The sequence below is a fragment of the Bradyrhizobium sp. 1 genome, from assembly GCF_023073315.1.
Classification (GTDB): Bacteria; Pseudomonadota; Alphaproteobacteria; order Rhizobiales; family Xanthobacteraceae; genus Bradyrhizobium.
Genome location: NZ_JADPJH010000034.1, coordinates 475,073 through 489,743, shown reverse-complemented (window position 1 = coordinate 489,743; position 14,671 = coordinate 475,073). Strand labels below are relative to the sequence as shown.

The window sequence follows — 14,671 nt, the reverse complement described above, 5'->3', positions numbered from 1 at the left end:
CCGCGAAGGCGGGCGATCCAGTACTCCGCGGCCCGGTCAAGCCGGGGCATGACAGCCGAATGTGGAGAGCAAGGTTTGCCTTTCCAGAGCTTCAATCGTCAAACATCTTCGGCGGCACGAACCCGCCGAACTCGCGCTCGATCAGTTCGGCGAGTTTTAGCGGTGTGCGGTCTTCCAGCCACGGGCCGACGATCTGAACGCCGATCGGAAGTCCGTCAGGCGCAAAGCCTGTCGGGATCGCGGTCGAGGGCAGGCCGGGGAGCGTCGCGATGCCGGGCCAGGCGAGCTGGTCGGGATAGACGTGTTCCTTGCCCTCGATCGTGATCCGCCGCTTTTCCTGATCCGGCGAATGATCGTGCGGATAGGCCGCTGTCGGCATCACCGGGCAGATCACCGCGTCGAAGGTTTTGAACAGCTCGCGCCATTGCGCGCGCAGCCGCGTGCGTCCGCCATTCGCCATCTGCCAATCGCGATGGCTGAGCGCGATGCCGCGCAGCCGCTCGGCGCGGAGGCTGTTGTCGCCCTCCGGCAGTGCCGCTGCTGCGGCTTTCGCGCCGGCATAGATGTCGGGCGCGAAGCTTGCGGCGAGGAACGACATCAGCATCCGCATGTAGAGCCGCGAGGAGGCGGCGAAATCAGGCAGCAGCGGAGAGCTGCGTTCGATCTTCACGCCTGCCTTGGCGAGGTTGTCGGCGAGCGTGTTGATGGTGCCGCGCACGGCAGTATCGGTTGGCAGCACCGGATCGGTGTCGATCACCAGCACGCGGAAATCCCGGAACGCAGTATGCCGCGCCGCCGGTAATTCGAGCCGGTAGGCCATGCCTGCATCGATCGGATCGGGCCCGGCCATGACGTCGAGCACCAGCGATAGGTCGGCGGCGCTGCGCGCCATCGGGCCGATCACCGAGAGGTCGCGCTCGAACGGCAAGGGCGGCAGCGGCGGCGGTGTATGCCCGCGCATCGCCACGAGGTTGAAGGTCGGCTTGTGCGCGTAGACGCCGCAATGGAACGCCGGCACGCGCAGCGAGCCGCCGATGTCGGAGCCGATCGAGAGCGGCCCATAGCCCGCGGCGAGCGCCGCCGAGGAGCCGCCGGACGAGCCGCCCGGCGTGCGGCCGAGATCGTAGGGGTTGTTGGTGGTGCCGTAGATGTCGTTGTAGCTCTGCCAGTCGCCGAGCCCGAGCGGCACGTTGGTCTTGCCGACGACGATGGTGCCGGCGTCCTTCACGCGTGTGACCGGCAGTGCGTCTTCGGCGGCGATAAAATCCTTCTGCGCGGGAATGCCCCAGGTCGTCGGCAGGCCCGCGACGTTGTAGGATTCCTTCACCGTCATCGGCAGGCCGAGCAGCGGCTTGTGCTCGCCGCGCGCCAATGCGACGTCGGCGTCGCGTGCGGCGCTCAGTGCGCGGTCAAAGTCCCGCACGCAGATCGCGTTGACCTTGCCGTCGTGCCGTTCGATGCGGTCGATAGCATCCTGCGTGAGCTCGACCGCGGAGACCTTCTTCGCGGTCAGTGCGGCCGACAGCTCGACCGCGCTCTTGTAACTCCATTCCGATTTGGCCACCACATGCTCCTGCGCTTCACCCACGGGATGATGCGCAGTTTTTCCAGATGTCGCAACCGCCGTTTGGCGGCCGTTATCCTGTTACAAAAACTACCTGGGAAGCATCCGCTGCATGACGCCATCGCGATAGACGAAGATGTGCGCCAGCGCGGCGGCGACATGAATACCAATCAAGATGAGAAGCGCCCATTCCGAGGCCTGATGCAGGCCATCGATCGCGCGTCCGGCCGCGACGTTATCGGACGCCAGCATCGGCAGCGGCAGGAGGTAGAACGACACGGACCATCCACGAAAGGACGCAAACAGCCAGCCTGAAATCGTTGTCGTGAGGACCAGCGCATACAGCAGCCAATGTACCGCCTCGGAGCTCAGGCGCTGCCAGGCCGGCAACGAGCTCTCCGGCGCAACGGGATGTGTCAGTCGCCAGGCAAGACGGAGCGCGGTGAGAACCAGGATGGTCATTCCGATCGAGACGTGAAACGTCATAGCGGCGCCGGGCGTCATGCCGCGGTGCAAGTCCGGCATCAGCCAGCCGATCGGATACTGCACGGCAAGCAGTGCCACGATGAGCCAATGTAAGATCTTGGCCGGTGTCCCATAGTGCAGTTGGGCCGTCATGATGGTGCTCGATCTGGCGGTGGATTTCGCCCTAGGGTTGGAAGCTGCGCGTAATAGGATGTGCGAACGGATTGACGGGGCCGCTGCTCATGCGCGCATTGGCGTCGGATGTCGTCCCCGGGACCGGAAATGCGTAACCGATGATGGTCTTGACCACTAGGCGGTCGGAGGCCGGCGTCAACCCGTAGCCGACGCCAAAGTTCACACCGAAGTCGCCGACCTTGAAATCGGTCACCGCGAACAGCGTGTGCGACTGCTCGGACAGCTTCTTGAAATTGCCGATCTCGCCGAAATCGGCGTAGTACTCGAAGCCCGCGAACAGGTCGTTGCCGAATTTGCGGGCGACGCGGGCGGCCGGCGTGAAATCCACCTCGCCATAGCGGCCGAAGCCGACGTCCACGATCGGATTGACGATGAACTCGTACTCGGCATTGCGGATGCCGATGATGGGCCGGATCTCCAGGCCGAACCGGGTCTGCGAGAATCGCGGCATCTCGTAGCCGAGTTCGAAATTCACGCCGTAGAAGAAGCTGCGATCGGCTGCGTTGGGCGAGACGAACAGGGTGCGCAGCTTGAAGGCATCGGACAGGAACTGCTGATTCTGCACCGAGAACGGCAAATAGAGTCCGAGCTCCCACCATTCGGTCATGCCATAGGCGAATTCCGGAGTGCCGTTGAGGCTGTTGTGGGACGGGATGCCTCCGGGAAAGGGCGGATCCTTCTGCCCGAGCCCGACATAATTGAGATGCTGCTGGATCGTGAGCTGGCCGATTGCGGCGATGCCGGCATTGTAGACCTGTATCTCGTCAGTGGCGCGCGCGGCCCCACCCGAGGTGAACAGAAGCCACGCGCTGCTCAAGCCTGCTGCCGCGACGCCCCATGAACGATGCTTCGTCATCGCCACCACCGCCGTCTACGCCGCCCCGATCAATATCCCCACCGCCAGCACGATGGCGCCGCCGAGCACGATCTGAAACACGGCCTGGAGGAACGGCGTGTCCATGTAGCGCGCGCGGATGAAGGCGATCGCCCACAATTCGAAGAACACGACGATTCCGGCGATCGCAGTTGCAATCCAGAACGCATTGGCCCAGCTGTCCGGCACCAGATAGGGCATGGTGTGGCCGAGGCCGCCGAGCGTCGTCATCGCACCGCAGGTGATGCCGCGCAGCCAGGGCGAGCCGCGTCCGGTCAGCGAGCCGTCATCGGACAGCGCTTCCGCAAAGCCCATGCTGATGCCGGCGCCGATCGAGGCGGCGAGGCCGACCAGAAACGTCTGCCAGTTCTGATGCGTGGCAAACGCAGCCGCAAACAGCGGCGCCAGCGTCGAGACCGATCCGTCCATCAGGCCGGCGAGGCCCGGCTGCACATATTGCAGCACGAACATGCGCCGGTTGGTGCGATCTTCCTCCGCGCGCACATCAGGGCTGAGAATCTTGCCCGCCAGCTTTGTGGCCATCTCTTCGTGGCCTTTCTCGGCTTCGGCGAGATCGCCTAGCAGGCGGCGCACCCCGACATCCTGCGCCTGTTCAGCAGCTTTCACATAAAAGCGCTCGGCCTGCATCTCCATGGTCTCGACCTCCCTGCGGATGGTGTCGAGCGGCAGATTCTTGGTGAGCCAGACCGGACGGCGCTTCAGGAACCCCTTGACGTCCTCGCGGCGGATCGGCGGCAGGTGCGGACCGAAGCGCTGCTCGTACATTTCCAGCAGCATATGGCGATGGCCACGCTCCTCCTCGGCCATCTGCTCGAACAGCTTCGCCGTATCAGGATAACGCTCCTTCAAATCCTCGGCGAAGCTCATGTAGATGCGACTGTCCTCCTCCTCGGAGGAGATCGCGACCGCAAGCACTTCGCGTTCCGTCAGATCGGCAAAATTCTTCATCGGATCCCGTAGTTTAGAATTATTCTAATCTATACGAGATCGATCCTCTCCGGTCAATTTCCGTGGTCGATTTTTCGACCGGTCAGGGGGTGGAACCCGATCCGATCCTGGCCGTTCCAGACCCGGGAAATTTTGGCATCGGTGGGGGGCTCATGAGCAAGGTCAAATACCGGCTGAACGATCCGCGCCTGGCGCCGCGGCGGACCAAGCTCGAGATTCCTGGCTGGGCCGGCAAACGGGAGCCGCGGGCCGACGGCTCCCGTGAGGAAGTCTGGCATTGCGTGCCGTTCTCGGAGGGCGCTCAGTACGGCATCGAGTTGTTCTATCCCTACGACTTCGAACTCCACGTCAGCACCAGGGATGGGCACCTGGTTTTCGAAGCCGACTGGGGCGAGCCGCCGGACAGCGGCGTGCAGTGGCCGCCATTCCGGAATTTCGGAGACGTCTTCTACACTTATCAGATCCTGCTCGATCTGAAGGTCGAGAAAGGCATGGCAATCCGGACCGAACCGCACCCGCGGTTTTATACCGATCGGACCGACACGGTACCAATCGCAGTGCCCGCGCTGGTGCGCAATTGGTGGCCCATGCTGTTCTTCACCGTGTTCAAGGCACCAGCCGAAGGGCGCACCCACATCTTCAGGCCGAACGAGCCATTCGCACAGATCATCGTGCTTCCCGAGGAAGCGAATTACGATCTCGAGCAGATGGACGTGGAGGAGGCTTCCGAGCGCGAACTTCAGGCCCGGCGAATCTACAACAGCCGCCCGACATTGTCGGCGGGAACCGAATGGACGTCGTCTACGGATACGGTTTTCGACGGCACCTATCGGCATCTGCATCGTGCCGCCAAGGACAAATCGAGGGAGGGATAGGACCGTCTCACTCAATCGGGCCATCAAGAAGACAGGGCCCGGGGGCCCTGTCTTGCTGTCGTAGGCGGCTCAGTAGTCGCGGCGATAGAAGCTATGGTGGTGATGGTGATGATGGTGGTGATGGCGGTACCGATACCGCGGCGGCACCACGACCACCCGCGGCGCATACCGGCGGTAGAAGCTGTGGTGATGATGGTGGTGGTGATGGTGATGGTAAAACTGCGCGAGCTGGACGTTGTCGCGCGGAGGGACGGGGGCTGCTTCGTCGACGGCCTGCAGTGTCGCCGCAGCGTTCGGGATTGGCTGAAGCAGTTCGGCGAATGAATTTGCCTTCAGGACGTCTGTCGGGGCAGACGTGGCCTGCGCGGAACCGGCAGCGCCGAGCGCCGCCATGGCGCCCAATAGTCCGGCGATCTTTTTTTCCATAGGTGTTCTCCATAGCTCCGGACGCAACGCCGGCCTGCCGCAACGCCAGCTATTGCCGAATGTTCCCGATAGCGGAGAGTGTCTGCCCCGAAAGGCTTAGGTCCCGGCTGTCACCAGGAATTCGAGCAGCAACCGGCTGACCTCGGCCGGCTGCTCCTGCTGCACCCAATGGCCGGCGCCGTCGACGAGATGGCAGCCGAGCATCTTCGTGCAGCCGCGCTCCTGCATCGCCTCGAACACGCCGGGTCGCTGATAGGTGCCCCAATCCTGCTTGCCCGAGATGAAGCATGAGGGCACGTCGATGCTGCGCCCCGCGAACAGCTGCATCTCGTGATTGAGCATGCCCGACGTGCCGTAGCGATACCATTGCAGGCCACCCTGGAATCCGGTGCGGCCATATTCAGCACTGTAAAAAGCGAGGTCGCTGTCCGGCAGCCATTGGTTGGCGGCGATCGCGGCCGGCGAGGGCATTTCCTTCGCGACCGTCTCGGCCATGGTCTCGCCGGCGTCCATCACATAGTAGGTCGGCAGTTTTCCCAGCTCATCCGCCGACCATGACTTCAGCGGGTAGGGCTTGTTGTCGGTCCAGTCCGCGCTCTTATGGTGGTAGTAGGCGCGCAGGAAATCATGCACGCCCTGCGGCGCGCGCTGCATGTCCGCATTGGCCGGGCGGGTCGCGTAGTACCATTGATAGTGAATGCGCGACCGCGGTAACGCGGCGAGCTCGCGATGCACGGGATCTTCGACCGCAGGCTTTGCCGGCGTATCGACCGTGCCAAACGGCAGCGCCGGCGCCCCGCCGAACGGTGCGCTCATCAGCGTCACCGACCGAAACACGTCGGGGCGGATCAGCGCGCACCACGCCGCAACCGGGCTGCCGAAATCATGCCCGGCGAGATCAACCTGCCTGTAGCCGAACGCCGACACCAGCGTGAGCGCGTCACGCACGAGGTTGAGGAGAGAGAACGGCGTGAGATCGCTGTCGTAATCGGCGGTCCATCCGGTGGTGCGGCCATAGCCACGCTGGTCCGGTGCGATCACGTGATAGCCGGCCGCGGCCAGCGCCGGCATCACCTTGCGCCAGGAGAAAGCGAGCTCTGGAAAGCCGTGCAGCAGCAGAATGCAGCGGCGGCCTCTGGTCTCGAAGCCGGCTTCGAGCACATGCATGCGCAAGCCATTGATGCCGTCCACATAACGCGAGCGGATTCCGGCGGGGAGAGGAATGTCGGGGAGTGTTGTCATCGCTTCTCTCCACTCGGGTGGAATCGTAGGGTGGGCAAAGGCGCGCGCTTCGCGCGTCGTGCCCACCATTCTCTAACGCGTTTGGAACGGTGGGCACGCTGCGCTTTGCCCACCCTACGGCACTTCCCTAAACCGATGCACACACGAACGCGTTGCCCTTGCGCCGGATCTTCCCGACCGACGGTGACGGGAAATGCGCGGTGCAGCACAGCGTGTCGGTGTCGCAATAGCGCTCGAGGAAGCTGCGGCGTGTCGTTGCCGCCTTGGCCGGGTCGACGTCGAACTTGATCGACAGCTCCGGATAGAGCGTCTGCAACGGCGAGTGCATGAGATCGCCGGAGAACACGGCGTCGTCCTTGCCGCGGCCCATCGTAACAGCGATGTGGCCCGGCGTGTGACCGGGCGTCGGCAGGATGCGAACGTGGTCGCCGATCTGGTGGTCGTTGCCGACCAGCTCGTGGCGTTTCGCCTCGACCACCGGCAGCACGCTGTCGGCGAAGGGCGGGATCTCCGCCTTCGCGTTCTGTGCGAACCAGTGATCGTACTCCTGCTTGGCGAAGATATAGCGCGCCTTGGGGAAGGTCGGCACCCAGCGGCCGTTCTCCAGCCGCGTGTTCCAGCCGACGTGGTCGACATGCAGATGCGTGCACATCACGAAGTCGATGTCGTCGACCGCGAAGCCTGCGGCGTTGAGCCCGCGCAGATAGGTGTCGTCGGTCTTCATGTTCCACTTCGGCCGTTGCGGCCGCGGCTTGTCGTTGCCGATGCAGCTGTCGATCAAAATGGTGTGGTGCGGTGTCTTCACCACGTAGGACTGGAAGCACAGCAGCAGCACGTCCTGCTCGTCCAGCGCCTTCGCCTCGCGCATCCAGGCCCGGTTCTCGGCCAGCACCTCGGGCGTCAGTCCCGGCAGCATCTCCAGCGCTGGGACGAACGAGGTCTCCTGCTCGATGACGCGATGGATGGTGAGATCGCCGATCGCGTATTTCAGGCTCATGCTCGCTCCTTTGTGATCAGTGCGCGTCGCGCACGGATGGAATGACGATATTGGAGAGAATGTCGATCGCGGCCAGGCCTTCCTTGGGCTGGCCGTATTGCGCGGCGGTGGTCATCATGACGAGATCAAGCTCGGGCACGATGAAAATGCGCTGCCCGCCCCAGCCGACGGCCGCAACCCATTTGATTTCCTTGTCGCCGACGAGCGAGCGGCCCATCCACCATTGATAGCCGTAGAACAGAGTGCTGCCGAAAAAGCCGATCGCCTGGAAGCGCGGTGTGATCGATTGCGCGATCCAGTCGGCCGAGACGATTTGCTGGCCGTTCCACTGGCCGCGATTGAGCACGAACTGGCCGATCTTGGCCGCATCGCGCGGCCGCAAGCGCAGGCCCGAAGCCGCTGCGATCTTGCCGTTCTTCGCATAGGTCTTCCATTCGACATCATTGATGCCGAGCGGCTGGAATAGCGCCTCGCGCGCGAACGCCTCCAGCGATCGTTTCGATACGCGCTCGATGATGTTGCCGAGCAGTTCCGTGCCGCCGCCATTATAGGTCCATAGCATATCGGGCGGTGCTGCGATTGGCCGCGACAACACATAGCCAAGCGGATCCGGCTCGAAGACGAGATGCGGCTCGTCGTTCTCAGGATCGGTCCAGGCCCGCGCCTCGTCCCATTTGATGCCGGAGGACATCGTCAGCAGATGGCGCAGCGTGATGGCTTCCCATCCTGCTTGCTTCACCGCTGCGGTGTCGGGGAAGAATTTCAGAACGGGCTCATCGACGCCTGCGATGAGCTTGCGGTCGATCGCGATCCCGATCAGCAGCGAGGTCACGCTCTTGGACGCCGAGCGCATGTCGTGCTTGGTCGTTGCGGTGAATTCGTACTGGCCTTCGGGCTCTCCCCAAGGTTGGTCGTAGCCGGGAAAATATTGCTCGAAGACGAGCTTGCCGTGCCTGATAACGACGACCGAATGGACCGCCGTTGCCCGCTGCTCGAGCCGCGCGGCGATGTCGCACAGCCGCGCGCCGTCCATGCCGATATCGTCGGGCGAGGCGATCTCCCAGCCATCGTCGATCGATGACGGCGATCCGCAGGCCTGGTCGCGTTGTCCAGGCGACATGCTCTCGGCCCGTAGATCGGTGGCGGAAACGGAGAGCGCGAGCGCAAGGCCCGCGCCGAGGATTGTGAACCGGGAGAATTGATTGCGCATCGTCATTCTCCCGGCATATTCCGCTACGCCGCCGGCGGCACCGAGATTTTCACGGAAGGCCGCTCCAGCATCTTCTGATGGAAGGCATCGAGCTTTGGATAGGCCTTGCGCCAGCCGCAATCGGTGAAGCGGAAGTCGGCATAGCCGAGCACGCAAACGAGGCCGATCTGCGAGATGTCGAACGGGCCATTCAGCACATCAGGCATGTTCTCGAAGCGCGCCATGCCGGTCCAGGCCCGGTTCCAGTGGTCGTCCGACCAGGCCTGCCATTGCAGGCCCTGCGGTCGCACCATCTTCTCGTAGCGGCACAGCAGCATGGAATCGAGCATGCCGTTGATCAGCGCATGATTGGTCTTGGCCTTCCAGCGCCGCGGGCCGTAATCGGGGATCAGGCTACCGCCGGCCATTTCATTGAGATATTCGACGATGACGTAGGAATCCAGAATGACGTCGCCGTCATCAGTGATCAGCACCGGCAGCTTCTTCAGCGGCGTGATGCGCGAATAATCCTCGTTGACCGTGCCCGGCGCGACGGTTGCCGGCGTGAACTCGATCTTGTCGATCAGCCCTAGCTCGATCGCGGCAATGCGGACCTTCCGGGCGAAGGGCGAGGCTTGGGAGAAGGAGAGTTTCATTTGGATTATCCCACGGATGAACGTTTTGCTTCGTCATTGCGAGGAGCCCGCGACAAAATTGCGAAGCAATTTTGCGCTGGCGACGAAGCAATCCAGTCTGTTTCCGCGGAGGGATTCTGGATTGCTTCGCTTCGCTCGCAATGACGAGGAGAGCGCGGAGGCTTACGCCGCCACGATCTCCTGGCGCTGCTCGCCGAGGCCTTCGATGCCGAGCGTCACGACGTCGCCGACATTGAGGAAGGTTGGCGGCTTCATGCCGAGGCCGACGCCGGGCGGGGTGCCGGTGGTGATGATGTCGCCCGGCAGCAAGGTCATGAACTGCGAGACATAGGAGATGCACTTGGCCATGGAGAAGATCATGGTTTTGGTCGAGCCGGTCTGGCGGCGCTGGCCGTTGACGTCGAGCCACATCGACAGATCCTGCACATCCTTGATCTCGTCCTTGGTCGCGAGCCAGGGGCCGACGGGGCCGAAGGTGTCGTGCGACTTGCCCTTGGTCCACTGGCCCAGGCGCTCGGTCTGGAAGGCGCGCTCGGAAACGTCGTTGCAGACGCAATAGCCGGCGACGTAGTTCAGCGCATCGGCTTCCGAGATGTATTTTGCGCGGGTGCCGATGATGGCGGCGATCTCGACCTCCCAGTCGAGCTTGGTCGAGCCGCGCGGCTTCTCGACCACATCGTTCGGGCCGGACAGCGAGGTGTTGGCCTTCATGAAGATGATCGGCTCGGTCGGGATCGCCGCGCCGGTTTCCTTGGCGTGGTCGCTGTAGTTGAGGCCGATGGCGACGAATTTCGAGATGCCGGTGACGGGCGCGCCGAACCGCGGTTTGCCGGAGACGGCCGGCAGCGAGGCGGGGTCAAGGCCCGCCAGCTTCTTCAGGCTCTCGGGCGAATAGGCCTCGCCGGTGAGGTCCTTCACATGCGCCGACAGGTCGCGCAATTGGCCGGATTTGTCGATCAGGCCGGGCTTTTCCGCACCCTTTTCGCCATAACGAACAAGCTTCATTCTCGTTTCTCCCTCAGATGGACCGATCGGTTAAATAGCTTCATGGAACAGGGCGGCGGGAAATTCAACCGCCTATGAAGGGGCGCATTGCAGCCCTCTCAATTCGGTGGGCGAGGTGAGGTCTCGTGTCCCGGACGCGACGCAGCGCGAGGCGATGCGGCGCAGAGCCGGGACCCATGCCGCGCCACTCTGGGTCCCGGCTCTGCGGAGCAGCGTTGCACGCTGCACCGCGTCCGGGACACGAAGATCAGCCCAGCGCCACAAACCTGAACGCGTCGCCGTCCCGCTTAATGTGCCCGGCCGAATAATGTCCGCCGATCACCAGCGTCGGGGTGTCGGCAAAGCGCGAGAACAATTTGTGCCGGCTCGCCGCCGATTGTGCGGGGTCGCTGTCGACGACCGAGCACCAGTCGAGATGTGCCATCTGGCAGGGGTGATGGGCGACGTCGCCGGCGAGCAGCCCTTGTTCACCGCCGGTTTCGATCAGGACGCTCATGTGCCCGGGGCTGTGGCCTGGGGTCGGGATCAGGCTGATCTCCTCGCAGAGCCGGTGGTCGCTCGGGATCAGCTCGGCCAGGCCGGCATCGACGACCGGCTTCACGGAATCGTCGAACACCGCAACCTTGTCCGGCTCGGCCGTATAGCCGCGCCAATACTCATATTCGGTCTTGCCGAACATGTAGCGCGCCTTCGGAAAAGTCGGCACCCATTTGCCATCGACCAGCTTCGTGTTCCAGCCGACATGGTCGACATGAAGATGCGTGCACAGCACGGTGTCGATGCTGTCAGGGGGAAAGCCCGCCGCAATCATGGTCTCCAGAAACGGCGTGCTGCGGTTATTCCAGACCGGGACGCCGCGGCCCTGCTTGTCGTTGCCCAAACCCGTATCGACCACGATGCGGCGCGTCGGCGTCTCCACCACCAGCGAGTGGATCGACATTTTCAGCCGACCCTCTTCGGTTGCGAAATGCGGGATCAGCCAGGGCAGTTTGCGGATTTCATCATTGGTCGCGGCCGGCAGGATGAAGCGGGTCGAGCCGACCGTGTCCAGCTCCACGATTTTAGTGATTTTGACCTTGCCCACGTTCCACGGCATGCAGCGTGCCCTTTATTTTCTTGCTTTCGCGAAAGATGCGGCCTTCCGCCGCCGAAGGCAATGGATCATCTGTCGAGATGTGGCGTTATCGGAGGAACCCGAAACCAGCCAGACCAAGGGGGAGCCATGCCAGAGCTTGCCATTTCCGCCGAGAAGGTCGCCTTCATCATCGAGAAGGCGCGCGAATTCGACGTCAAGGAAGCGGACTCCGATCCGGATTCCGGTTCGAACCCCTCCGATGATGACGCAGTGGACGTCCTCACCGACGATGGCTCCGATCCGACCGGCCAAGAACTCGGAAGCTTCATCTTCGCCCTGAATGAGGACGAGCAGATCGATCTGGTGGCGCTGACATGGCTTGGGCGCGGCGAGGGGACGATCGATGAATGGAGCGACCTGCGTGCCCGCGCCGTGGACGCGCGGACGACCTACCGCGCACCCCGGCGCGAGACGGTTCGATATCTGCTTGGTGATCCGATGCTGGGCGATTTGCTTGCGGAGGGATTGGATGCATTTGGCATCGATTGGACCGATGGAAACCTCACAGCCGATTCCTCCAGCCCGAGTGAGCGGGACGAAGACGAGATCACCAAGCAGCAGCCTTGATCTGCGCCGGCTCACCGCGCGCAATCGACGATCACGGTGCCGAGCTTGTCGCCCTTCTCGACGGCAAGATGGGCCTGCGCCGTGTCCGACAGCGCAAACTGCGCCGCGACATTGTGGATGCGCGGCCCCGCTGCCAGCCATTTCGTGATGTCGGCCTGCGCCGCCGCAAGCAGCGCCGGCGGCAGCGCGAACAGTACGAGCGCGCGCAGCGTGATGCACTTCTCCATCAGCTCGCGCATCGGCACCCCAGGCGTGCGATTGCCGTTGGTGGCGTAGACTGCGATGGTCGAATTCATCGCCATCAGCTTCAAGGTGGTCGCGATGTTGCCGCCGAAATCGACATCGACCACGCGATCGACGCCACGTCCGCCGGTGAAGGCGAGGGCCTTCGCGACAACGTCCTCCTCTTTATAATTGACCACGAGATCGGCGCCGGCCTGCCGCGCCTGCTCGCCCTTCATCGCCGAGCTGACGGTCGCGATCACCTGCGCACCGCCCCATTTCGCCAGTTGCACCGCATAGTGTCCGACCGCGCCGGCACCGCCGGTGACCAGCACGGTCTTGCCGACGATCGGCCCGTCCGCAAACAGCGCGCACCACGCCGTCATCGCGGGGATGCCGAGCGTTGCGCCTTGCGCGAAAGAGAGATTGTCCGGCAGCGGCGTCACGAGATGCTCGGCGAGCGCGATATATTCCGCCGCGGTGCCGAAGGCGCGGCCGTTGCGCTGGCCGTTGAACAGCCAGACGCGATCACCGTTCCTAAAGCGTGTTACGCCGTCGCCGATCTGGTCGACAAACCCTGCGCCATCGCTGTTCGGGATGACGCGCTCGTATTCCAATGCGCGATAGCTGCCGCCGCGCCGTCCCACATCGGCCGGGTTGACGCCGGAGGCTTCCAGGCGAATGCGTACCTCGCCTGGACCCGCGACCGGCGTCGCCATCTCACCATAGGTGAGAACGTCGACGGCCGGTCCTGTCTGTTCGTACCAGACCGCTCTCACAGCGTTCCCGGGAAGGCACCACCATCGAGCAGGAGGTTTTGGCCGGTGATGAAGCCGGCCCGGCTGCCGCAGAGGAAGGCGCAGGCATAGCCGAACTCGTCGGGATCGCCGAAGCGGCCCGCGGGATTGAGTTTTGCGCGCTCGGCCAGAACCTGGTCCGGCGTGATGCCGCGCTTCTCGGATTCGCCCTTCGCGGTACTGCGCAGGCGGTCGGTCTCGAACGGGCCCGGCAGCAGGCCGTTGATGGTGACGTTGTTGATCACGGTCTTGCGCGACAGGCCGGCGATGAAGCCGGTGAGGCCGGCGCGCGCGCCGTTGGAGAGGCCGAGAATGTCGATCGGGGCCTTCACCGCGGCCGAGGTGATGTTGACGATGCGGCCGAACTTGCGCGCCATCATGCCGTCCACGGTCGACTTGATCAGCTCGATGGGCGTGAGCATGTTGGCGTCGATCGCCTTGATCCAGTCGTCGCGGGTCCAGTTACGGAAATCGCCGGGCGGCGGACCGCCGGCATTGTTGATCAGGATATCAGGCTCGGGGCAGGCCTTCAGCACGGCCTCGCGGCCGGCGGGCGTGGTGATGTCGCCGACCATTTCGGTGACCTTCACGCTCGGATAGGCTTTGCGGATGTCGTCGGCCGTCTTCTTCAGGGCTTCGGCGCCGCGCGCGGTCAGCGTGACGTCGACGCCGGCTTCGGCAAGCGAGATGGCGCAGGCACGGCCGAGGCCCTTGCTGGATGCGCAGACGATGGCGCGGCGACCTTTGATCCCAAGATCCACTGTTTCACTCCCGTAATGTCAGGCAGGTTTTGAACGGCCGGCACTCTAGCCAACATCGGTGCCGCTGATAAGGGAGGGAGCCGCATCAAAATGCATGCGCGCCCGCCCGGCGATGCAAATGCGCCTGATCAGATGCGGCGTTCCTGCTTGAGTCGGTCGATCGCGGACGTCGCCTCCGGCGGCAGCGTCTTGAAGCCCATCTGTCCCACCACCGAGAACAATGGCCGCAGATGTGAGCCGACGAGGAAAGGCGGCTGGCGGTTGGCCGGCACGATCTGGTCGAACACCAGCACCAGCGTGGTGGCAACGAGGCCGACCCTGATGGCGCCGAGCGCGGCGCCGCCGAGGCGATCGCCGATCCCGGCGTCGCGGATCGTGTCGCTCAGCGCCAGGCGGCCGATATATCCAAGCAGCATGCCGACCACTACGAAGATGCCGAAGAACCAGATCCAGTTCTGCAGCAGCGGCGGATTCGGATTGCTTGCGAGCTGCGGGACGATCAGCGGCATCAGTGCAACCGCAATGGGGGCGGCGAGGAGATAGGCGAGGATGGTCATGGCGCTGCCGAGCAGGCCGGTTCTGAAACCGAAGCCGATGGCAACGGCGAGCGCCGCATAGACCGCGAGATCGAAACTGTTCATGGGCAAAGAGACCTCGATGGAACGAATGAACGCCGAACCGATCGTTCCGTTTCAGATCGCTAAAATCGTCTGTATTTTTTTCCTCCCGAGG

The 14,671-nt window shown here is 63.5% G+C and carries 16 protein-coding genes; 2 read left to right on the top strand and 14 right to left on the bottom strand.

Annotated elements, in window-relative coordinates; all coding sequences use genetic code 11:
- Positions 1–91: 91 nt before the first annotated feature.
- The 4 genes from IVB29_RS32300 to mbfA all read right to left on the bottom strand — a co-directional run bounded on the left by IVB29_RS32300 (position 92) and on the right by mbfA (position 4,067).
- A complete protein-coding gene (locus IVB29_RS32300) occupies positions 92–1,564 on the bottom strand; it encodes an amidase (RefSeq protein ID WP_247507451.1) in 1,473 nt (490 codons plus the stop codon).
- Positions 1,565–1,654: 90 nt separating this feature from the next.
- Positions 1,655–2,182 (bottom strand): cytochrome b, encoded by a 528-nt coding sequence (locus IVB29_RS32295; protein WP_247507450.1) that lies wholly within the window; start codon positions 2,180–2,182, stop codon positions 1,655–1,657.
- Positions 2,183–2,213: 31 nt separating this feature from the next.
- The gene (locus IVB29_RS32290) at positions 2,214–3,080 is read right to left on the bottom strand and encodes a hypothetical protein (RefSeq protein ID WP_247507449.1); all 867 of its coding nucleotides are present in this window, start codon (positions 3,078–3,080) and stop codon (positions 2,214–2,216) included.
- 15 nt (positions 3,081–3,095) lie between these two features.
- Positions 3,096–4,067: an iron exporter MbfA gene (gene mbfA / locus IVB29_RS32285; protein ID WP_247507448.1), complete on the bottom strand. Its 972-nt coding sequence runs from the start codon at positions 4,065–4,067 to the stop codon at positions 3,096–3,098.
- 152 nt (positions 4,068–4,219) lie between these two features.
- On the opposite strand from mbfA, the gene IVB29_RS32280 reads away from it, so the two are divergent.
- A complete protein-coding gene (locus IVB29_RS32280; RefSeq protein ID WP_247507688.1) occupies positions 4,220–4,942 on the top strand; it encodes a hypothetical protein in 723 nt (240 codons plus the stop codon).
- A gap of 69 nt (positions 4,943–5,011) precedes the next feature.
- Here the strand turns inward: IVB29_RS32280 and IVB29_RS32275 are convergent, their stop codons facing one another.
- The 7 genes from IVB29_RS32275 to IVB29_RS32245 form a co-directional block, all read right to left on the bottom strand.
- The gene (locus IVB29_RS32275; protein ID WP_247507447.1) at positions 5,012–5,368 is read right to left on the bottom strand and encodes a hypothetical protein; all 357 of its coding nucleotides are present in this window, start codon (positions 5,366–5,368) and stop codon (positions 5,012–5,014) included.
- A gap of 96 nt (positions 5,369–5,464) precedes the next feature.
- Positions 5,465–6,610 carry an alpha/beta hydrolase gene (locus tag IVB29_RS32270; RefSeq protein ID WP_276576872.1) on the bottom strand — a complete coding sequence of 382 codons (1,146 nt, stop codon included), beginning with the start codon at positions 6,608–6,610 and terminating at the stop codon, positions 5,465–5,467.
- A 127-nt stretch (positions 6,611–6,737) separates the two neighbouring features.
- Complete coding sequence (locus IVB29_RS32265; RefSeq protein WP_247507446.1) at positions 6,738–7,607, bottom strand: MBL fold metallo-hydrolase; 870 nt, start codon at positions 7,605–7,607, stop codon at positions 6,738–6,740.
- A 16-nt stretch (positions 7,608–7,623) separates the two neighbouring features.
- A complete protein-coding gene (locus IVB29_RS32260; protein WP_247507445.1) occupies positions 7,624–8,817 on the bottom strand; it encodes a serine hydrolase in 1,194 nt (397 codons plus the stop codon).
- A 23-nt stretch (positions 8,818–8,840) separates the two neighbouring features.
- Positions 8,841–9,452 carry a glutathione S-transferase family protein gene (locus IVB29_RS32255; protein WP_247507444.1) on the bottom strand — a complete coding sequence of 204 codons (612 nt, stop codon included), beginning with the start codon at positions 9,450–9,452 and terminating at the stop codon, positions 8,841–8,843.
- A 162-nt stretch (positions 9,453–9,614) separates the two neighbouring features.
- A complete protein-coding gene (locus IVB29_RS32250) occupies positions 9,615–10,457 on the bottom strand; it encodes a fumarylacetoacetate hydrolase family protein (RefSeq protein WP_247507443.1) in 843 nt (280 codons plus the stop codon).
- A gap of 247 nt (positions 10,458–10,704) precedes the next feature.
- Complete coding sequence (locus IVB29_RS32245) at positions 10,705–11,553, bottom strand: MBL fold metallo-hydrolase (RefSeq protein ID WP_247507442.1); 849 nt, start codon at positions 11,551–11,553, stop codon at positions 10,705–10,707.
- Between the two features lie 126 nt (positions 11,554–11,679).
- On the opposite strand from IVB29_RS32245, the gene IVB29_RS32240 reads away from it, so the two are divergent.
- The gene (locus IVB29_RS32240) at positions 11,680–12,159 is read left to right on the top strand and encodes a DUF3775 domain-containing protein (protein WP_247507686.1); all 480 of its coding nucleotides are present in this window, start codon (positions 11,680–11,682) and stop codon (positions 12,157–12,159) included.
- A gap of 11 nt (positions 12,160–12,170) precedes the next feature.
- Here IVB29_RS32240 and IVB29_RS32235 read toward each other — a convergent pair whose 3' ends face one another.
- From IVB29_RS32235 to IVB29_RS32225, 3 genes are all read right to left on the bottom strand, one after another.
- Positions 12,171–13,160 carry an NADPH:quinone reductase gene (locus IVB29_RS32235; RefSeq protein ID WP_247507441.1) on the bottom strand — a complete coding sequence of 330 codons (990 nt, stop codon included), beginning with the start codon at positions 13,158–13,160 and terminating at the stop codon, positions 12,171–12,173.
- The gene (locus IVB29_RS32230; RefSeq protein WP_247507440.1) at positions 13,157–13,939 is read right to left on the bottom strand and encodes an SDR family oxidoreductase; all 783 of its coding nucleotides are present in this window, start codon (positions 13,937–13,939) and stop codon (positions 13,157–13,159) included. Before IVB29_RS32230 ends, IVB29_RS32235 begins: the two co-directional genes overlap by 4 nt.
- A 128-nt stretch (positions 13,940–14,067) precedes the next feature.
- Positions 14,068–14,580, bottom strand: a complete 513-nt coding sequence (locus tag IVB29_RS32225) for a CvpA family protein (protein WP_247507439.1) — start codon at positions 14,578–14,580, stop codon at positions 14,068–14,070.
- Positions 14,581–14,671 lie beyond the last annotated feature (91 nt).